15 protein-coding genes are annotated in these 20399 nt (G+C 73.5%); 11 read left to right on the top strand and 4 right to left on the bottom strand.

What is annotated here, in order from left to right:
* Positions 1-195: 195 nt before the first annotated feature.
* Positions 196-807, bottom strand: a complete 612-nt coding sequence (locus tag MHY49_RS04095; protein WP_239202801.1) for a thymidine kinase — start codon at positions 805-807, stop codon at positions 196-198.
* A 79-nt stretch (positions 808-886) separates the two neighbouring features.
* Entirely contained in the window at positions 887-2134 is a 1248-nt protein-coding gene (gene eis, locus MHY49_RS04090; RefSeq protein WP_239202800.1) for an enhanced intracellular survival protein Eis, read from the bottom strand.
* A gap of 197 nt (positions 2135-2331) precedes the next feature.
* Between eis and MHY49_RS04085 the strand changes: the two genes are divergently transcribed.
* From MHY49_RS04085 to holA, 8 genes are all read left to right on the top strand, one after another.
* Complete coding sequence (locus MHY49_RS04085) at positions 2332-3396, top strand: sugar phosphate isomerase/epimerase family protein (protein WP_370645972.1); 1065 nt, start codon at positions 2332-2334, stop codon at positions 3394-3396.
* A gap of 177 nt (positions 3397-3573) precedes the next feature.
* The gene (locus tag MHY49_RS04080; protein WP_200500821.1) at positions 3574-4602 is read left to right on the top strand and encodes a 3-oxoacyl-ACP synthase III; all 1029 of its coding nucleotides are present in this window, start codon (positions 3574-3576) and stop codon (positions 4600-4602) included.
* On the top strand, positions 4599-7289 hold the full coding sequence (locus MHY49_RS04075) for an alpha/beta fold hydrolase (protein ID WP_239202799.1): 2691 nt from the start codon (positions 4599-4601) through the stop codon (positions 7287-7289). The genes MHY49_RS04080 and MHY49_RS04075 overlap by 4 nt, the downstream gene beginning before the upstream one ends.
* The gene (locus MHY49_RS04070; protein WP_370645971.1) at positions 7286-8284 is read left to right on the top strand and encodes an NAD-dependent epimerase/dehydratase family protein; all 999 of its coding nucleotides are present in this window, start codon (positions 7286-7288) and stop codon (positions 8282-8284) included. Before MHY49_RS04075 ends, MHY49_RS04070 begins: the two co-directional genes overlap by 4 nt.
* 10 nt (positions 8285-8294) lie before the next feature.
* Entirely contained in the window at positions 8295-8996 is a 702-nt protein-coding gene (locus MHY49_RS04065) for a vitamin K epoxide reductase family protein (RefSeq protein WP_239202798.1), read from the top strand.
* A 180-nt stretch (positions 8997-9176) separates the two neighbouring features.
* Positions 9177-10244 carry a ComEA family DNA-binding protein gene (locus MHY49_RS04060; RefSeq protein WP_239202796.1) on the top strand — a complete coding sequence of 356 codons (1068 nt, stop codon included), beginning with the start codon at positions 9177-9179 and terminating at the stop codon, positions 10242-10244.
* A gap of 2 nt (positions 10245-10246) precedes the next feature.
* Positions 10247-12619, top strand: coding sequence for a ComEC/Rec2 family competence protein (locus MHY49_RS04055; RefSeq protein ID WP_239202794.1), 2373 nt, complete (start codon positions 10247-10249; stop codon positions 12617-12619).
* A 107-nt stretch (positions 12620-12726) separates the two neighbouring features.
* Positions 12727-13713, top strand: a complete 987-nt coding sequence (holA, locus tag MHY49_RS04050) for a DNA polymerase III subunit delta (protein WP_239202792.1) — start codon at positions 12727-12729, stop codon at positions 13711-13713.
* Positions 13714-13776: 63 nt separating this feature from the next.
* Here holA and rpsT read toward each other — a convergent pair whose 3' ends face one another.
* On the bottom strand, positions 13777-14043 hold the full coding sequence (rpsT, locus tag MHY49_RS04045; protein WP_239202790.1) for a 30S ribosomal protein S20: 267 nt from the start codon (positions 14041-14043) through the stop codon (positions 13777-13779).
* A gap of 295 nt (positions 14044-14338) precedes the next feature.
* Positions 14339-14992 carry a type II toxin-antitoxin system PemK/MazF family toxin gene (locus tag MHY49_RS04040; protein WP_239202788.1) on the bottom strand — a complete coding sequence of 218 codons (654 nt, stop codon included), beginning with the start codon at positions 14990-14992 and terminating at the stop codon, positions 14339-14341.
* 240 nt (positions 14993-15232) lie between these two features.
* Here MHY49_RS04040 and lepA point away from each other — a divergent pair, with 240 nt between their 5' ends.
* Genes lepA through hemW form a run of 3 tightly spaced genes read left to right on the top strand, consistent with a single transcriptional unit; the run spans position 15233 to position 20339 of the window.
* A complete protein-coding gene (gene lepA, locus MHY49_RS04035) occupies positions 15233-17119 on the top strand; it encodes a translation elongation factor 4 (protein ID WP_239202786.1) in 1887 nt (628 codons plus the stop codon).
* Positions 17119-19146 (top strand): hypothetical protein, encoded by a 2028-nt coding sequence (locus MHY49_RS04030; protein WP_239202784.1) that lies wholly within the window; start codon positions 17119-17121, stop codon positions 19144-19146. The genes lepA and MHY49_RS04030 overlap by 1 nt, the downstream gene beginning before the upstream one ends.
* Positions 19143-20339 carry a radical SAM family heme chaperone HemW gene (gene hemW / locus MHY49_RS04025; protein ID WP_239202782.1) on the top strand — a complete coding sequence of 399 codons (1197 nt, stop codon included), beginning with the start codon at positions 19143-19145 and terminating at the stop codon, positions 20337-20339. Before MHY49_RS04030 ends, hemW begins: the two co-directional genes overlap by 4 nt.
* The last annotated feature ends 60 nt before the right edge of the window (positions 20340-20399 follow it).

Genomic DNA, 20399 nt, shown 5'->3' with positions numbered 1-20399 from the left:
CCCCCCCGCCCCGCGCGAACGGCCGGGCGCCCCGGGCCCGGCCCACCGGCCGGGGGCCCCCACGCCCGGCGGGGGGCCACCCCGCCCCCGGGCATCCTGGTTCGCCACGCTCGTTGCATTGCTCCGTGGCCGTGGCCGGGCGCCTAGGGCCCGTCGGTGCGCCGGCGTGCCTCGTCGGCGTCACCGAGGTCGCGGTCAGCCGATGACCCGGACGCCCGCGCGGGCCTGCTCCTCCATGAAGCAGGCGCCGCACAGGGACTCGTAGCGCACCTCGGCGCGGTCCTCGATCTCGACCTGGTCGCCCGCGAAGACGGGACGGCCGTCGACGGTGCGGCAGTTGAACTCCGCCTGCGAGCCGCAGCGGCACATCGTGGGCAGCTTCTCGAAGTTGTCCGCGAGCTCGAAGAGGCGACGGCTGCCGGGGAACTCACGGGTCGTGAAGTCCGTGCGCAGCCCGTAGCAGATGACGGAGATGCCATCGGCCTTCGCGACCAGGAACAGCTGGTCGATCTGCGCCGGGGTGAGGAACTGGCACTCGTCCACGAGCACGCAGTGCAGGGGGCGTAGCCCCTCGGTGTCCGCGGTCTCGGCGATCCGCGCGCGCAGATCGTCCGCGGGGGAGCACAGCACGTCGACCCGTCGCCTGGCTCCGCCGCGGGCGATCACCCAGTCCTCGCCCTTGGTGTCGATCGCGGGCTTCACGGTGAGCGTCGCGAGACCGCGCTCGGCGTAGTTGAAGGCGGTCTTGATGAGGGTGTCGGACTTCCCGGAGTTCATCGCTCCGTACTTGAAGTGCAGCTTGGACATGGGCGGGCGGCTCCGGGACGGTCGGGAAGAGGCGGGACGACGGGAAGGCAGGGACGGTCGGGACGACGGGGCGGATGCGTCAGAACGCGTCGAGGACGCTCGGGCGCGGACCGCGAAGAAGGGTATCGAGGAACGCCTCTCCTGCGGCGTCGGCCTCCGCCTCCAGGCCCGCCCGCCGCGCGTCGACGAGGCTGCGGCCGCCCGTGAGGAGGAGCGCGGCGGCGTGGACGTCGAGGCAGGCCCAGGCCTGCGGGGTCTCGTGGGCGTCGGCCGGAGGCATCGGCTCGTCGCGGGAGATCTGCTCGACGTGCACGACGCCGCCCTCCGCGCGCACGTCCCAGCACCCGTCGGCCCGACAGGCCGTCGCGGACGGCGTCCGGTCCCGGACCTCCAGGCGCACGCTCCCGGTGAGCCCCGCCGGAGCGGGGCGGTCCGCGAGGGCGCGGGCGGTGTCGACGAGGCGCATCATCACCAGTGGCACGATGTCGCCGGTGGTGCGCAGGCCACCGCCGGGCAGCACGTCCAGGATCGGGTCCTCGGCGCGCAGGCGCACGCGCGCCGCCGTGGTCACGGTCGACCAGGAGCCCAGGTGCTGCAGGAGCGCCAGCAGGTCGTCGCGGTCCCGGCCCAGGATCTCGTGGACCTCGAGGCCGGCGCCGTCGGATCCCGGGGCGATCCGGGAGAAGGAGAGATAGCCGCGATCTGCTCCGGTCTCGTCCTCCAGCAGCACGGCGCCCCAGGGCGGGGACGGGAGACCGGCGGGGAACAGCGGGGGCTCGCGGCGCAGCATCGCGTTGTCCTCGGCGGTGAGCTCGGTGTAGAGACGGCGCAGCCGCGGCATGGTCGCCTCGGTGACGGGCACCAGGCGCCGACCCGGCACGCTCCGCAGCCGCTGCAGCTCCCCGAGCGGGACGACGATGCGCTCGGTGCGCGCGACCACCTGGTAGCCGTGGCGGCGGTAGATCGCGGGGTTCGAGGGGTAGAGCATCGAGAAGGCCATGCCCTCGGCGCCGCAGCGGGCGAGGACCCCCGCGAGCAGCTCGCCGAACAGACCGCCGCCGCGGTGCGCCGGGTGCACGGCGAGCCCGCCGATCCCACCGCACGCCGTGGTCCCGCCGCCCAGCGCGATCGTGTCGCGACGGATCCTGGCGCCGGCGGCGAGCACGCCCTCCTGGCCACCGGGCCGAGCGGTCGAGTCGACGCCCAGGGGGATCTCGCCCTCCGGGAAGGGGCCGGGGACCTCCTCGACGGCCCCGCCGCCGAAGGCCTGGGCGGTCAGCCGCCGGTAGGCGGGCCGGTCATCGCTGGTCAGCTCTCGCACGGACATGCACAGGAGTCTAGAGGCGGCGGACACAGCCGACGCACGGCGCAGGGGGCTTACAGTGAGGCGGTTCCCGGCATCGAGGAGCGAGGGCCCGCACGGACCCGGACGGCGGTGGCCCATCGGCGGATCGACCCGCCGCGCCGACCCCGTCGGACCCCGCTCGTCGGCCGGACCCACGACGCCGCAGCACAGAAGGAGACATCGTGCCCCAGCGCTCCCGGCATTCGACACGGCACTCGACCCTGCACCAGCGCGCCCCGCGCAAGCCGATCACGCGCTCCAACCAGGCGCGGGACGGGGCGAGGGACGATCTCACCCGGCGGCTCAGCGCGGGCGCCCCGCTCAGCGAGCAGGAGCCGCAGCGCAGGATCCCCGTCGGCCTCTCGACGTCCTCCGTCTTCCCCCTCGGCGTGGAGGACTGCTTCCGCCTCGCCTCCCACATCGGGTACGACGGCGTCGAGGTCATGGTCTCGGTGGACAGGGCCAGCCGGGACGCGGCGCTGCTGCGCGACTTCGCCCGCGAGTACGACCAGCCGATCCTCTCCCTGCACGCGCCCACGCTGTTCTTCCTCCAGTTCGTCTGGGGGAGGGACCCGTGGGTCAAGCTCGAGCGCACCGTGCAGATGGCGGTGGACGTGGACTGCCCGACGGTCGTCGCCCACCCGCCGTTCCGCTGGCAGGGCTCCTACGCCCGCGAGTTCGTCGAGGGCGTGAAGAACCTCGAGGCCGAGTACGGGATCGCGATCGCCGTGGAGAACATGTACCCCTGGCGGCTCGGCGTGCGCGAGGCCATGGTCTACCTGCCCGACCACGACCCGACCGACGAGGAGTACGACCACGTGACCGTGGACCTCTCCCATGCGGCGACCGCCGGGGACGACGCCCTGGCGATGGTCGACAGGCTCGGCGACCGCCTCGCCCATCTGCACCTGGCCGACGGCACCGGACGCACCACCAAGGACGAGCACCTCCCTCCCGGCGAGGGCAACCAGCCCTGCGCCGAGGTGCTGCGGCGCCTCGCGAACCGCGGCTGGGAGGGATCGGTGCTGCTCGAGATCTCCACCCGCGGCGGCCACGGACGCCCCACCCACCGCGAGGACCTGCTGCGCCAGAGCCTGCTGTTCGCCCGCTACCACCTGGGCCACCACCTCGACGAGAGGCTGCTGCGCAGCGGCCGCGGGCACCTGGACGCCGACGCGGGCGCGGAGGCCGACGGGGCGGGCTCGGAGCCGTCGGCCGACGGGCCCGGCGCGCGACTCCCCTGAACCCCGGCGCCGCACCCAGGGCCGAGGACCGGGTGGCGTCGGACACGGCTCCCGAGCGGCCCCAGGATCAGGGTGGAAGAATGCCGCGGACGCGCCCCGCACGCCCCCTGGGCGCGGAGGCGGCGCAGAGGGCGGCGCAGAGACTGCGACGAGACGACGACTGCGAAGGTGACCGGTGTGAGCGAGAACTCGGGATTCGTCCATAGGAACACGGCGCTGCTGGCCGTCGAGGCGACCGAAGCCCAGGTGCCCGTGTCCTCCGACGAGATCGACGAGATGCTCGCGCCCGCGCGGCGCCGCCTGCGCCTGCCGCGCGGCATCCTGCAGCGCGTCGCCGGCGTCCAGGAGCGCCGCTGGTGGCGCGACACCGAGTCCGGCTGGAAGCAGGGCATCGTGCTCGCCGCCGAGCGCGCCATGTCCCGAGCGGGCATCACCCGCGACCAGGTGGGCGTGATGATCAACGCCTCCGTCTCCCGCCAGCACCTCGAGCCCGCCGTCTCGGCCTCGGTGCACGACGCCCTCGGGATGCCCCGCAGCTGCCTGAACTTCGACATCACCAACGCGTGCCTGGGCTTCGTCAACGCCATGACCGTGGCCTCCGGGATGATCGAGTCCGGCCAGGTGCAGTACGCGCTGATCGTGGGTGCGGAGGACGTCGAGGAGGTCCAGCGCGGCACCATCGGCCGGCTGAACTCCAAGGGCGCCACGCGCAACGACTTCAACAACCAGTTCGCCTCGCTCACGCTGGGCTCCGGCGCCGCCGCGGCCGTGCTCGGGAAGGCCGACGAGCACCCCGAGGGCCACCGCATCAACCTCACGCAGGCCCGCGCGGGCACCGAGCACCACGACCTGTGCATCGGCGACATGGACGACATGCGCACCGACAGCGAGGGCCTGCTGGAGAACGGGATCGAGCTGATCCTGGAGACCTGGAAGGCCGCGAATGCCGCGGGCCACGACTTCTCGAGCATCGAGCACGTGATCCCGCACCAGGTCTCCATGGTCTACACGCGCAACTTCTCGAAGATCACCGGGGTGGGCATGGACCGGATCCCGATCACCTTCCCGGAGTGGGGGAACGTCGCCGCCGAGGCCGTCCCGATGACGCTCGCGATGCATCAGGACAACATCTCCCGCGGCGAGCGGGTGCTGCTGCTGGGTGTCGGCTCCGGACTGAACACCGCGATGATGGAGGTCACCTGGTGAGCATCGAGCGTCCCCGCGGCTCCCGGGCCGTGGCCGCCCCGGAGCTGCCCGGCGTGGATCCCCGCGCCCATCGGCTCGTCGAGGCCCGCGACCACAGCGGCGAGCTGCGCTCCTGGCACCTCCTGGACTCCGCCCCGCTGCTGGCCGAGCGCGGCGTCGCCCCGCGCGGCACCCTGCTCGCCGTCCACGGGAACCCCACGTACTCGTTCCTGTACCGCTCGCTGATCCGCGAGGACATCCCCTGGCGCGTGATCGCGGTCGACCAGCTCGAGATGGGGTACTCCGAGCGCACCGGTCAGGCGCGAGGCCTGCAGGACCGCATCACCGACCTGTCCCTGCTCACCGACGCGCTCGGCGTGCGCGGCCCCGTGGTCACCGTCGGCCACGACTGGGGCGGCATCGTCTCGGTGGGCTGGGCGCTCGACAACCGCCACGACGTCATCGGCATGATCCTCACCAACACGGGGATCCACCAGGAGCTCGGGGAGTCCCTGCCGAAGGCCCTCCAGCTCGCGACCGCCCCCGCGATGCTGCCGCTCAGCACCTCGGTCACCGACGCCTTCCTCCGCACCACGGTCGCGCTCTCCAGGCCCGCCCTGCCCCGGGAGGTGCAGGAGGCCTACCTCGCTCCCTACCGCGGCCGCTCGCGGCGCCTGGGCATCGAGCAGTTCGTCGCGGACATCCCCGCGAGCGCGAACCACCCCAGCCGTGCGACGCTCGAGCGCCTGGCCGGCGGCATCACCGGCATGGACGTGCCCACACTGATGGCCTGGGGCCCGCGCGACGTGACCTTCTCGGACCGCTACCTGCGCGATCTCATCGAGCGCGTCCCCCATGCCGACGTCCACCGCTTCGAGGGCGCCTCCCACCTGGTGTGGGAGGACGCCGACGTCGCCGGCCTCGTCGCCACCTGGCTGCGGGACACCTTCGGCGACGCCGAGCACCCGCGCGATGCGGCCGGTGCGGGCGAGGCGCTGCGCCCCGTCTCCTCCTTCGCCGAGCAGGCCCCCGAGATCCACCTCGGCGAGGCGATCACGCGCCGCGCCCAGGACCCCGCGACAGCCGACCTGCCCGCCGTGGTCGAGCTCGGCGCGCGCCCCGGCGAGAGCCGCCGCATCAGCTGGTCCCTGCTCTCCGAGCGCACCGAGGACCTGGCGGCGGGCATGCGCGCCCACGGGATCATGCCCGGGGACCGCGTGAGCGTGCTGGTCACGCCGGGTGCGGACCTCACCGCCGTGCTGTACGCCTGCCTGCGCCTGGGCGCCGTCGCCGTGATCGCCGACGCGGGCCTGGGCACCGACGGGCTCACCCGCGCCGTGATCGGCTCCCACCCGGACTGGATCATCGGCATCGAGAAGGCCCTCGTCGGCGCCCGCGCGCTCGGCTGGCCCGGCCGCCGCATCAGCGTCCCGCAGCTGCCCACCGTCGACCGCGCAGCCCTCGACGTCGAGACCTCCGTCGCCGAGCTCGCCGAGGAGGGCCGCCAGATGCGGGCCCTCGGCGCCGGCATCGACGCCCCCTGGCCGGACCAGGACGCCGACGCCGCCGTGCTGTTCACCTCCGGCTCGACGGGCCCCGCCAAGGGCGCTGTGCTCACCCACCGCCAGATGGGCGCCATGTTCGCGGCCGTCGGCGACACCCTCGACCTCGAGGCCGATCGCGGCCTGGTCGCGGGTTTCGCGCCCTTCGCGCTGCTGGGCCCCGCGCTCGGCGCGCCCTCGGTCGTCCCGGACATGGATATCACCCGTCCGGGCGACCTCACCGCGCCCGCCCTCGCGGCGGCCGTCGAGGCGCTCGGCGCGCCTGCCGTGTTCACCGCACCCGCCGCGCTGCGCAACATCATCGACACCGCCGACCAGCTCGACGAGACCGGGCGGGCGGCCCTCGCCCGCGTGCCGAGCTTCTTCTCCGCGGGCGCGCCGATCCCCGCCCCGCTGCTGCGCGAGCTGCGCGGCGTGATGCCCGGCGCCCGGGCGCTCACCCCCTACGGGATGACGGAGTGCCTCGCGGTCGCCGCGATCGACCTCGAGGGCATCGAGGCGGCCGGCGACGGCCCCGGCGTGTGCGTCGGCACCGCCGTGCCCCGCACCGAGATCGCGATCGCCGTCATGGACGGCGAGGGCGCGACCACCGGCGAGATCACCACCGATCCCGACCGCACCGGCGAGATCCTCGTGCGCGCCCCGCACGTGCGCGACCGCTACCTCATGCTCTGGGGGACGACCGCCCGCGCCAGCCGCTTCGAGGGCTGGCACGCGACCGGCGACGTCGGCCACCTCGACCCCGCCGGCCGCCTCTGGGTCGAGGGCCGCACCGCCCACGTGCTCGCCACGGCCCAGGGCCTGGTCACCCCCGTGCGCGTCGAGTCCGCCGCCGAGTCGGTGCCCACCGTGCGCCGCGCGGGAGCCGCGGCCGTCGGACCCCGCGGCACCCAGCAGGTCGTCGTGATCCTCGAGACCCAGGACGGCTACCGGCCCGGGAAGGCCCGCACGCCGCACCCTGCGGAGAACGCCCTGCAGGAGGCTGTCCGCCAGGCCGTGGCGCAAGCGACGGGGATCGAGGTCGCGGCCGTGTTCACGACCGCGTCGCTGCCCACCGACATCCGCCACAACTCGAAGATCGACAGGGCAGCGCTCTCGGCGTGGTCCGAGGCGACGCTCCAGGGGCGGAAGGCGCCCGCGCTGTGAGCCGCCGCGTCCTGGTCACCGGCGCCTCGGGCATGCTCGGCGGCGCCGTCGCGGCCGCCCTGCGCGACCGCGGGGACGACGTCCGCGCCTTCCAGCGGCGACCCGCAGGACTGCCCGGCGTGCGGGACGTCCAGGGGTCCCTCGCCGACGCCGACGACGTGCGCCGCGCGGCCGACGGAGTCGACGCGATCGTCCACCTCGCCGCGAAGGTCTCCTTCGCGGGCCCCGAGGAGGAGTTCCGGGCCGTCAACGTGGGCGGCACCCGGCACGTCCTGGACGCGCTGCGCGCGCACGGCGGCGGGCGCCTGGTGAACATCTCCTCGCCCTCGGTCGCCCATCTCGGCACCTCCATCGTCGGCCTCGACGCGACGCCCGCGGACCCCGAGCGCGCCCGCGGCAGCTACGCCCGCACCAAGGCCGCCGCGGAGCTCGAGGCGATGGCGGCCGACGGCACGGACGACCTGCTGGTCACCTCGCTGCGTCCGCACATCGTGTGGGGCCCGGGGGACACGCAGCTCGTGGGAAGGATCGTCGACCGCGGTCGGCGCGGCACCCTGCCGATCCTCGACGACGGCATGGCCCTCATCGACACCACCTACGTGGACAACGCCGCCTCGGCGATCGTCGCGGGCCTCGACGCCATCGAGGACGTGCACGGCGAGAGCTTCGTCATCACCAACGGCGAGCCGCGCACCGTGCGCGACGTGCTCGGCGGCTTCTGCGAGGCCGCCGGGGTGCCCCGACCCACCCGTCGGATCCCCGGCTCGCTCGCACGGCTCGCGGGGCGCGTCGTCGAGAAGGTCTGGGAGATCCGCCCCGGCGAGGACGAGCCGCCGATGACGGAGTTCCTGGCCGAGCAGATGTCCACCGCCCACTGGTTCGACCAGCGCCGCACGCGCGAGCGTCTGCGCTGGACCCCTGCGGTGAGCTTCGACGAGGGCCTCGAGCGCCTCTCGCGATGGTTCGCCGAGCACCCCGTCGTCGGCAGCGCCTGAGGAGGGCCCGATGAACGCACGATCCCGCTCCGAGAACACGCACCGCGGTGCGGCACCGCAGGACGACGAGGCCGCGCTGCGCGCCGAGGTCGAGGCCGAGCTCGCCGCCGAGCGCGCCTCCCGCCGCCGCGCCCCGGACCTGCTGGTGGGGATCGTGCTGCTGATCGGCGGAGCGCTCGGCTGGATCGCCGCACTCGCGCTGTTCATGGACAAGATCTTCCTCAGCGCGAATCCCGACGCGCAGCTCGGCTGCGACATCAACCCCTTCATCTCCTGCGGCACCGTGATGATGACCTGGCAGGCGAGCGCCCTGGGCATCCCGAACATGGCGATCGGCCTGGGCGGATTCGCGATCATGGGCGCGATCGGCTCCCTCCTCGTCTCCCGGGCCGCGGTGCCCCGCTGGTTCCGCTGGGCGACGCTCGGCGGGATGGTCTTCGCCTTCGCGATGGTCCACTTCCTCGCGATCTCCGCGATCTTCGTCATCCACGCCCTGTGCCCGTGGTGCCTGGTGGTCTGGGTCGTCACCGGGCCGATGTTCTTCGCCGTGCTCGCCCACACCGTCGAGACCGGCACGCTGGCGGTGCGCGGGGCCCTGGCCTCGCTGCTGCGCCGCTGGGTCGTCCTCACACTGCTCTGGTACGCCCTGGTCGCCGTGGTCATCGTGATCGCGTTCTGGCCCCAGTGGATGGCGACCTTCGGCCTGAACTGAGACCCCGGGACCGGGAGAGCGGCCGGATCGTCCGTCCGCGCCGCCCGTGCGTTCCCCCGTTCCCCGTGGCTGACCGGTGATCGATCGGAGGACGGCCCGCCGTTCCTCCCCAGGGCCCGGTTGTCCCCATCAGCGCCTCCGACGCTGACCCGCGTCCCCGGCGGACCTAGCCTCAGCGGCATGTCGCACGCATCCCGCTCCGCCCGGACCACCGGCAGGGCACGCTCCCGGACCGACTCCCGGCGTCGCGGAGAGCGCTCGGCCCCTGCACGTCCCCGGGCCGGGAGGCATCGTCGCCGGGAACAGGACCGAGAGCGCGAGGACGGCGGCGCGCAGGACCAGGGCGTCCTGGAGGACGCCCGGTGGGAGCCCGAGGAGGACCTCGTCGAGGTCCGCGAGCACCGCGGCGCCGAGCGCCCGCCCTGGTGGCAGCGGATCCCGCGGCCCTCCCCGGCGGCTCTCGCAGGCGTCGCCGTGCTCGTCCTCATCGCCGGCGCCTCCATCCACCTCACGGGCCGCGGCAGCGCGGTCGCCGGCTCCGAGCAGACGGCCCCGCCCGTGACGACATCCGCGCCCGCAGCGTCCGCGCCCTCTGACGCGACGGCCGCCGCGGGCGGCGAGCCCGCAGAACAGGGAGCGGCCGACGCTGCGGCGTCACCCGCACCATTCGCCTCCGCCTCGCCGTCCGGGGCAGCGGCCGCTGACGGTGCCGACGCCCCCGGGGACGCGGGGGAGGGCACCGTGGTCGTCTACGTCTCGGGCGCCGTGAAGGAGCCCGGGGTGGTGGAGCTCCCGGCCGGCTCCCGCGTCGCCGACGCCCTCGAGAAGGCGGGCGGGACGGTGAAGACCGCGGACCTGACCTCCGTCAACCTCGCGCGCGTCCTCGTCGACGCCGAGCAGATCCACGTCCCCGAGGAAGGGGAGGAGCCTTCCGGGGAGGCGGCTACCGGGGGCACCGGAGGAGTGGGCACCTCCGGGGGAGGGGCCGCGTCCGGGAGCGCGGCCGATGCGGGACAGGGCAGCGGCAGCGCGGCCTCGGCCGACGGCCCAGGTGCAGGCGCCATCGACATCAACACGGCCGACGCCGACCAGCTCGACGAGCTCCCCGGAGTCGGGCCGGCCATCGCCCAGCGCATCATCGACCACCGGGAGCAGAACGGACCCTTCGCGAGCGTCGACGACCTCGCCGAGGTCTCCGGCATCGGCCCGGCGACCCTCGAGAAGATCCGTCCGCAGGCAACGGTCTGAGCGTGCTCACCCGCGCCGACCTGCGCACCGTCCCCGCCGCGGCGGTGCTCTGGACCCTCGCGGTGCTCGGCATCGCCTGCGGCATCAGGGCCGCACTCCTCCTCCTGCTCGCACTCGCCGCGCTCGCCCTGTGCGGCGCCGCCTGCCTGCGGCGCCCCGGGGCGATCACCGCCGTCGGCGCGCACCTCGTGCTCATCGGCCTCGGCGCCGCACTGCTGCTGCCCGGGGTCTATCGCCACGAGACCACGGTCCTCGCCCTCGAGGACGCCTCCGCCACCGGCCGCATCGTCGAGCTCGAGGCGGTGGCCACCGGTGACAGCCAGGAGTCCTCGAGCACGCTCCCCGGGGCCGAGGACCGCCGCCAGGTGATGGTGCGCCTGCGTCCCGGACCCGCGCGGATCGGATCCGAGGAGGCGGCGCTGTCCGCCTCGACCCGCATGCTCGTCACCGGAGGGAAGGAGCTCCTCGACCCCGTGCACGACCACGACGTGATCCGGGTGCGGGCCCGCGTCGCCCAGACCGACGGCATCGTCATCCTCGCCGCCGCACGCGTGGACGTCCTCGAGGCGGCGCACGGACCCGGCCAGCACGTCCGCGAGACCGCCCGCGACCTCACGGCGTCGCTGCCGGACGACGAGGCCGCCCTCTCGCGCGGGATGACCACGGGCGACACCAGCGGCATGTCCACCGAGACCGAGGAGATCATGCGCCGGGCCGGCATCTCGCACCTGGTCGCGGTCTCCGGGGCGAACATCGCGCTGGTCCTCGGCGCCGTGCTCGTCCCGGCCCTGCTGCTCGGCGTCCCGCGGCGCCCCCGTGTGGCGGCCGCGGCGGTCGCCGGCGCCGCATACGTGGCGCTCGTCGGGGACGAGCCGTCGGTGCTGCGCGCGGCGACGATGGCGGCGCCGATCCTGGCCGCCCGGTTCATGGGCGTGCGCGCCTCCCCGGTCGCCGCGCTCGGCGCGGCGATCGCCCTGTGGTCCTGCCTCGACCCCGCGACGGCCGCCTCCGCCGGCTTCCTGCTCTCCGCCCTCGCGACCGCCGCGATCCTCGTGCTCGCCCCCGCCATGGCGAACGCGGCCGTGAGCATCAGCGGGGAGAGGATCCCGCGCACCTGGGCACTGCTCCTCGCCGTGCCCCTCGCCGCGCAGCTCGCATGCACACCCGTGCTCGTGCTCCTCACCCCCGAGGTGTCGGTGTGGGCGGTGCCCGTGAACATGGCGGTCGCCCCGATCGTCGGCCCCGCCACGATCATCGGGATGATCGCGACGCTCATCGGCCCCGCCGCGCCCGCTCTGGCGACCCCGCTGTGGCAGCTCACCGCGGGCGGCGCGCACCTGGTCATCCTCGTGGCGCGCACGGCCGACTCCCTGCCCGGCTCCCGCATCGCGGTGCCCGACGGCGCATGGGGTGCGGTGCTCGCGCTGCTCGCGATCGCTCTCGTCGTCGCCGGGGTGCTGGGCCACCGTTCGCGGATCGTCCGGTTCGTCCTCGCGGCGGTCCTCGTGGGCGTGCTCGCCCCGCCGCTCGCCCAGCGCCTTCCGGTCCCGGGGGTCGGCGCCGACGACTGGCGCGTCGCCGCCTGCGCCGTCGGGCAGGGGGACGCGGTGCTGCTGCGCGAGCGCTCCGAGGACGCGGACGTCGCCCTCGGGAGCCCCGGGGACGGCGAGCCCGCGACCGTGCTCGTGGACACGGGCCCCGACCCCGATGCGCTGCGCTCGTGCCTCGATCGTCTGCACGTCACCCGGATCGATCTGCTCGTCCTCACGCATCCCCATGCCGATCACGTGGGCGGGATCGACGCCCTGACGGGGGAGCGGACGCCGACGGCGCAATGGGTGTGCCCTCTGCCCGAGGCACTGTCCAAGACCGTCCCCGACGTGCCGGTCACCCCCGTCGCCGCCGGCATGACGGAGACGGAGGGATCTCTCGGACTGGACGTCCTCTGGCCGGCATCTGCCGACGACGCCCGCCAGGCGTCCCACCTCGAGACCGGGGGCGAAGGAGACGACTTCAACGACTGCTCGGTCGTCGTGCGCGCCACGTGGCCGGACGGCGTGAGCTACGTGGGGCTCGGGGACCTCGAGCCCGTCGGCCAGGCGCGCCTGCTCGCCGCCCGGCCCGGCCCGGCGACCATCGTGAAGACCGCCCACCACGGCTCCAAGCGACAGACCGCAGGACTCTACGACGCACTGTCACCTCAGGTCATGCTGTTCACCGTCGGCAAGGACAACACCTTCGGGCATCCCTCGCCGCAGACCCTCTCGATCGCGGAGAGGCTCGGGGCGCGCTCCGCGCGCACGGACGTCGACGGCACCGTCCTGCTCCCCGTCGACGACCCGCTGAGTCCGCGGGGCGTCGGCCCGGCCGGATAGGATCGAGCGGGTCCGCCGGACCGCCCCGGAGGGCGGCCTCGCGCGTCCGCCGCGGCGCGCCGCCTCCTCAGACCCCGCCCGACCCGCCGATCACGAAGGAGCTGCCGATGGCCGACGTCGCCTGGCACAGCGTCGACCTCGCGCCCGTGGTGCTCGTCCACGGGACGGAGCCGCTGATCGCCGCGCGCGCCCTCGAGCGGCTGAAGGCCCTCGCGCGCGAGAGGGATCCGGAGGTCGCGATCCACGAGATCGGCGGCGAGACCGCCGTCGCGGGCGCGCTCGCCCAGGTCACGAGCCCGTCCCTGTTCGGGGAGGGGCGCTTCGTGGTCGTGCCCGACCTGCAGTCCGCGCCCGAGTCGCTCGTCAACGAGGTCAGCAGCTACATCAAGACCCCGGAGGACGACGTCTCCCTCGTGCTCGTCCACCGCGGCGGCAACCGCGGGAAGAAGCTCCTGGACGCCCTCAAGAAGGCCGGGGTCCAGCGCGTCGCGGCCGATCCGCTCAAGCGCGCCGGCGACAAGCAGACCTTCGTCACCGCCGAGTTCACCCGCGCCGGGCGCCGGATCCAGCCCGACGCCGCATCCGCCCTCGTCGACGCCTTCGGCACCGACCTCTCCGAGCTCGCGGCCATCAGCCGCCAGCTCATCGAGGACACCACCCCGGAGAACGGGGAGCAGGCAGCGCCCGTCACCCTCGAGCACGTGCGCGGGGTGACGGCAGGACGCGTGGAGACCACCGCCTTCGCCGTCGCCGACGCCACCATCGCCGGACGCGAGGCCGAGGCCCTCGTGCTGCTGCAGCAGGCTCGCCTGGCCGGCGCCGACCCGGTGCCGCTCGTCGCGGCGATGGCCTCGAAGATGCGGGGCCTCGCGAAGGTCTCCACGCCCGGCGCCTCCGCGCGCAGCCTCGGCATGCCCGAGTGGATGGTCAAGAACCTCTCCCGCGACGCGCGCGGATGGAGCGACCGCTCGCTCGCCCGCGCACTGAACGCCGTCGCACAGGCGGATCACGAGGTCAAGGGCGCGGGGCGCGATCCCCAGTGGTCCGTGCAGCGCATGGTCATCGAGATCTCGCGCGCCCGTCGCACCCGCTGACCCCGCATGCACGAGGGCCCCGCACCGAACGGTGCGGGGCCCTCGTGAAAGGCAGGAGCCGTCTCAGGCGGCGACGCCGGCGACGAGCTTCGCGAGACCGGACTTGCGGTTCGCGGCCTGGTTCTTGTGGATGACACCCTTCGAGGCGGCCTTGTCGAGCTTGCGCGAGGCGACCTGCAGGGCCGACTGCGCGGCATCCGCGTCACCGGCGGCGACGGCGGTGCGCACCTTGCGCACGTAGGTCTTCAGCTCGCTCTTGTAGGCGCGATTGCGCAGACGGGCCTTCTCGTTGGTCTTGTTGCGCTTGATCTGCGACTTGATGTTTGCCACGGGACTCTTCTCTTGCTCTGGGATGTGGTGGAACGTCCGCAGCTGCAGAGGAACGGCCACGACGGGGACGGGCGGTGGGGATCGCCTGGAGACGTCGGTGCCGGGTCGCTGCCGCGGTCACGCACCCGAGACGCTCACTCCGGTCGGCCCTGACACGGCGGGCGACCGGGTGTGCGCACACCGGGCGGTATGTCACACATACAGCAGACGAGGTTACCAGCAACGACCCCGGAATCCCGCGACCATGTGACGTGTCGCGCCCAGGTCACGCGCCCGGGTCACGCCGGGGCCCCGGTCACGCCGACCAGCCGTGCACCCGGCGCGCCTCGGCGACGACCGCGTCGAACCGGTCGCGGTCCACGCGCGCGCCCTCCCGGCGCACCGCGGAGGCGGGGATCCTCAGGAGACGGTCCACCCTCACCTCGGAAGGGCGGTGCTGGGAGTCCCACGAACCGGTGCCGATGTCGACCCAGGTCGCGCCGTGCTCGTCGGTGTGGGTGCCCTGCCCGCGATCGCGGGAGGTGAGCATGAGGGCGACGACCGCCTGCCCGGAGCCATCGGCGCCGCCCACCGACGCGTCCTCGAGGGCGAGGACGAGCACCGGGCGGTCCTTGCCCTGCGCGATGTCCTCCTCGAAATGGACCCAGGCCCAGACGATCTCGCCGGGATCGGCGTCCCCATCGGCGCTCGGCACATAGGAGATGGCCGGGGCAGGGGAGGAGGATCGGTCGCGCAGCACCGCGTGCTCGCCGGCGGAGCCGCCCGTCTGCCCGCGGGACGTCCCGTGGGACTGCCCCCGGGATCGATGACCGTCACTGCGGGAGCCGCCGCCGTCGCCGCTGCGCAGCGCGTCCGCGGCGCTGCGCCCGAGATCGCGTGCGGCCCGGCGCACCGTGCGGGAGCGGGCGGCGCGGGTGAGGATCGAGCCGAGTCGGGAGCCGAGGGACATGCGGGGTCCTCCTGTGCGGTCGGTGCGGTCGCTGCGGGGCGGTGCGGATCGCGCCCATCGTAGACAGCAGCCCGACGCGGGGCAGCGGCGCGCACCATGGGAAGGGCGCGGCAGGGCCCGGGTGATGTGCGCCCCCAAGCGGCCCCTCGGCCTCGCGATCCGCGCCCGTCATGAGACCATGGCTGGTGCTGCCAGCGTGCGCCCCGGGAAGTGCCCGTCGGCGCCCCGATGAGAGGACAGATGCCGGTGACCCCGAGGATCCCCGCCGATGCCGCGAGCGACATCCAGCCCGCCTCGACGCCCTCGGAGCGCATCCGGAACTTCTGCATCATCGCGCACATCGACCACGGCAAGTCGACGCTGGCCGACCGCATGCTCCAGCTCACCGGCGTCGTCGACGAGCGGGCGATGCGCGCTCAGTACCTCGACCGGATGGACATCGAGCGCGAGCGCGGCATCACCGTGAAGAGCCAGGCCGTGCGCATGCCCTGGCAGGTCGACGGCACGAACTTCGCGCTGAACATGATCGACACCCCCGGGCACGTGGACTTCACCTACGAGGTCTCCCGCTCCCTCGCCGCCTGCGAGGGAGCGATCCTGCTGGTGGACGCGGCCCAAGGCATCGAGGCGCAGACCCTCGCGAACCTCTACCTGGCGATGGAGAACGACCTCACCATCATCCCGGTGCTCAACAAGATCGACCTCCCCGGCGCCGAGCCCGAGAAGTACGCGGCCGAGATCGGCCAGCTCGTCGGCGTCGACCCCGACGACGTGCTGCGCGTCTCCGGCAAGACCGGCGTGGGCGTGCCCGAGCTGCTCGACCACGTGGTGCGCACCCTGCCCGCCCCGACGGGCGACGCGAACGGCCCCTGCCGCGCGATGATCTTCGACTCCGTGTACGACACGTACCGGGGCGTCGTCACCTACGTGCGCGTCTTCGACGGCCGGCTCTCGGCCCGCGAGCGCATCGAGATGCTCTCCACGCGAGCCGAGCACGACCTGCTCGAGCTCGGCGTGATCTCCCCGGAGCCGATCCCCACCCAGGGCCTGGGCCCCGGCGAGGTCGGCTACCTCATCACCGGCGTGAAGGACGTGCGCCAGTCGAAGGTCGGCGACACCGTCACCTCCGCGCGCCACGGCGCCACCGAGCCCCTCGCCGGTTATTCGGATCCCAAGCCGATGGTGTTCTCGGGCCTGTTCCCGATCGACGGCTCGGACTACCCCAACCTGCGCGACGCGCTGGACAAGCTCAAGCTCAACGACGCGGCCCTGAACTACGAGCCCGAGACCTCGACGGCGCTCGGATTCGGCTTCCGCGTGGGCTTCCTGGGGCTGCTGCACCTCGAGATCATCCGCGAGCGCCTCGAGCGCGAGTTCGACCTCGACCTCATCGCGACCGCCCCGAGTGTGATCTACCACGTGACCATGGAGGACGGCACCGAGGTCGACGTGCTCAACCCCTCGGACTTCCCCGAGGGCAAGGTGCGCGAGATCCGCGAGCCGATCACCCGGGCCACGCTGCTGGCCCCGAGCGAGTTCATCGGCGCGATCATGGACCTGTGCCAGTCCAAGCGCGGCAGCCTGCTGGGCATGGACTATCTCTCGGAGGACCGCGTCGAGCTGCGCTACACGCTGCCGCTCGCCGAGATCGTCTTCGACTTCTTCGACCAGCTGAAGTCCCGGACCAAGGGCTACGCGTCCCTGGACTACGACGTCGAGGGCGAGCAGGCCGCCGACCTCGTGAAGGTCGACATGCTGCTGCAGGGAGAGCCGGTCGACGCCTTCAGCGCCGTCGTGCACCGCGAGCAGGCCTACCACTACGGCGTCGAGATGGCCGGCAAGCTCAAGAACCTCATCCCGCGCCAGCAGTTCGAGGTGCCCATCCAGGCCGCCATCGGCTCCCGCATCATCGCCCGCGAGAACATTCGCGCCATGCGCAAGGACGTGCTGTCCAAGTGCTACGGCGGCGACATCTCGCGCAAGCGCAAGCTGCTGGAGAAGCAGAAGGAGGGCAAGAAGCGCATGAAGAACATCGGCTCCGTCGAAGTGCCGCAGGAGGCCTTCATCGCCGCGCTCTCCTCGGACGGCGGCGGCGACAGCGGCAACAAGGACGCGAAGAAGAAGTGATGGCCGCGGCCCCGCAGTCCCCGGGCCGGTCCACGCCATCGTGCCCGGTCGCGGGGCACTGGACGCTCACGGGCGCGACGGACCCGGTCCTGCTCGGCACCGGCCAGGAAGGGCACAGTCCCGCTCTCGCGAAGCGCTGGGTGCACGAGGTTCCCTCGGCGCCCCCGTCGGGATTCGCCACGGCGGCAGGTGCGAAGCTCGAGATCTCCTCGGACGGCGCCTTCACCGAGACCGTCGACGGCGCGCCGCCGACCGCATGGTGGGAGCTCGACGGCACCCTGCTGGACACACCGGCCTCGAGCGAGGGCCGCGTCATCGCCGAGGGCGATGCGCTCCACCTGGTGCCCCGCGCCGGGATCGGGCGGGTCTCCTACGAGGTCGACGGAGTGCTCCACGGAGCCGACACGACCACGGTCTCCGACCGCCTCGCCCTCGATCACGACGGCACCCTCCTGCGCACGGTCTCGGTCTCCCAGGACGCGGGGGACGTGCTGGGGCGCACCTGGTACAGGTACGAACGGACGACGAGCGGGTCGAACCCGTCGACGACCGCCGCAGCAGCGGGTTGCGACTCCGGACCGGCGTCCGGGCCGCGCGAGGTGCGCGACGTCCCCGGTCTCGAGGACGGCCTGCGGCTCGAGGTCCCGTCCTATCTGGCCGCTGCGATCCTCGCGGACCACGCGCGGGCCGAGCGGCTGGACCGGGAGAACACCGAGGCGCGGGCGCAGGGTGCCTCCGGAGCCGCGGCATGGTCGCCGGCCGACGGGATCGTGGACCTGCGACTGCTCCTCCTGGACGCCCTCGCGCCGCAGTCGGTGGAGCAGATCGGCGGCACCTCGGTGCGCATGAGCGATGGGAAGGTGCTGCGCGGCCCGGCCCCGTCCGCGGACGAGAAGGAAGATCTCAGGCCCGCTCCGGATCGGAGCATGCTGCCGATGCTCAGGGATCGACTGGCCCCGCTGCTGGCCGGATGCCTGCCCCGTCCCGGTTGGCCGCGCACAGAGATCGGATCGCTCCTGGTCGCCGATCCGGCGCGCCAGGAGGTCCGCTGGATGCTCTTCACGGGCAGGGCGGCGGCGTTGTGGAACGAGGCGATCCGGGACGGCTTCCCCTATCGTCGCTGCCTCGACCTCGGCCGAGAGCTGCGCGACATCGATCCGGAGCGGCTGCGCCGGCGCGTCCCGGCGCTGCCCGCCGTGCTGCTCGATGAGACCGTCTCCCGCGCCCACCCGGACGTCATGCTCGAGCTCGCCGCCGCCCTCTCCGCGCCGACGGACGAGAGCCATCTTCAGGACCTGCACGCCACATACGAGCAGGAGCTGTCCGAGGCGGCCGACGCGCCTGCGGTGCCCACGCTGTGGAACGCCGTCCGCCTGGAGCTTCCGGCCGATCGCGCCGCGGTCATCCGCGACCAGCAGCGCGAGGCGCTGCGCGTGGACGCCGAGCACTCGCTGCAGACGCATGTGGAGCGAGGGACCCGGTTCACGTCCCCGGAGAAGCGGGGCATCGCGAACATCCAGACGATCTCCCTCGGGCGCAGGAACGGCGAGGCCCGGATGGGCACGCGCACGGGCCTCGTCCACCGGCTGCGGGACGGCCGGGGCCTGGCCCGGCCCGGGCGTCGCGGGTTCCGACGGCACGTGCCCCGCGGATGGCCCCGGCCGGGGGAGTTCGCCGACTTCGTCCTCGAGTTCGAGGTCGCGCCGGCCCTCGCCGGGATCGCCCTCGGCCCCGCCGATGGCTCGGTCGCCGACGTCGGCTCGTTGCAGGTGCTGGACCTGCGCACGGGCGACGTGCGATGGGTGCTGTTCCTGGGCGAAGCGGCCGAGGGCTGGGAGCGTGCCGTCCGCGCGGCCATGCTCGAGGACACGGCCATCGAGCTCGGCAGGGAGCTGCAGGCCATGAGCGCGGAGGAGTTCGCCCGCCGGATCCCGCCGCTCCCGATCACACTGCACGACGCCCTGACGGATCTGGAGCCCCTGCCCGGCATCGAGATCCCCGGCCGCAGCGAGGAGAATCCCGGATGAGCACCACGACAGCCCTCGCGCCCGAGGCGGACCAGACCGGGAGATCGCGCGACCTCTCGGTCTACATCCACGTGCCGTTCTGCGCGGTGCGCTGCGGATACTGCGACTTCAACACCTACACCGCGACCGAGCTGGGCGGCGGCGGGTCCCAGCGCGAATACCCCGCCAACGCCATGCGCGAGATGGATCTGGCCCTCGCGGACGACGCGGCCCACGGCATCGACTACGACCGGGTCTCCACGGTGTTCTTCGGCGGCGGCACACCCACCCTGCTTCCCGCCGACGATCTCGTCGCGATGCTCTCCTATCTGCGCTCCCTCGTGCCCTTCGCGCCGGACGTCGAGGTCACGACCGAGGCGAATCCGGACTCCGTCACCCCCGAGTCGCTGCGCACCCTGGTCGAGGGCGGGATCACCCGCGTCTCCTTCGGCATGCAGTCCGCGGTGCGCAGCGTGCTCGCGACGCTGGACCGCACGCATGATCCCGAGCGGGTCCCGCAGGCCGTCGCCTGGGCGAAGGACGCCGGGCTCTCGGTGAGCCTCGATCTGATCTACGGGACGCCGGGCGAGACCGTCGCCGACGTGGAGACGTCGGTGCGCGCGGCCCTGGCCTGCGACGTCGACCATCTCTCCGCCTACTCGCTGATCATCGAGGGGAACACGGCGATGGCCCGCCGGCTGCGCCACGGCGAGATCTCCGAGCCCGATCCGGATGACATGGCCGACAAGTACGAGCTCATCGACGACCTCACCAGCGCGCACGGACTGCAGTGGTACGAGGTCTCGAACTTCGCCCGCACCACCGCCGAGCGCTGCCGTCACAACCTCGCCTACTGGCGCGGTGCGGACTGGTGGGGGATCGGCCCCGGTGCGCACAGGCATCGGCGCGGCATGCGGGCCTGGAACGTCAAGCACCCCAGCCGCTACGCCGGCATGCTCTCCCAGGGCGTCCTGCCCGTGCAGGAGTCCGAGCAGCTGACCGAGCAGGATCGCCTCCTCGAGCGGATCATGCTCGAGCTGCGCATCGCCGACGGGCTCCCGGTCGAAGAGGTGCCCGCGCAGACCCGCGGGATGCTCGCCGTCCACCGGGATCGCGGCCACCTCGATCCCCACGCCCTCGCCGAGGGCAGGGCGGTGCTCACGCGGGAGGGCCGCCTGCTGGCCGACGCCGTCATCCGCGACCTCGTGCCCTGACGTCAGGTGCCATCAGCGCCGCGTCCTCCGGGTGCGGATGCACGGGATCCCGTGCACGGG

The organism is Brachybacterium sp. ACRRE, assembly GCF_022346485.1.
Classification (GTDB): domain Bacteria; phylum Actinomycetota; class Actinomycetes; order Actinomycetales; family Dermabacteraceae; genus Brachybacterium; species Brachybacterium halotolerans.
Note: the sequence above shows the minus strand (reverse complement) of the source record. Positions and strands in the feature narration are given on the sequence as shown.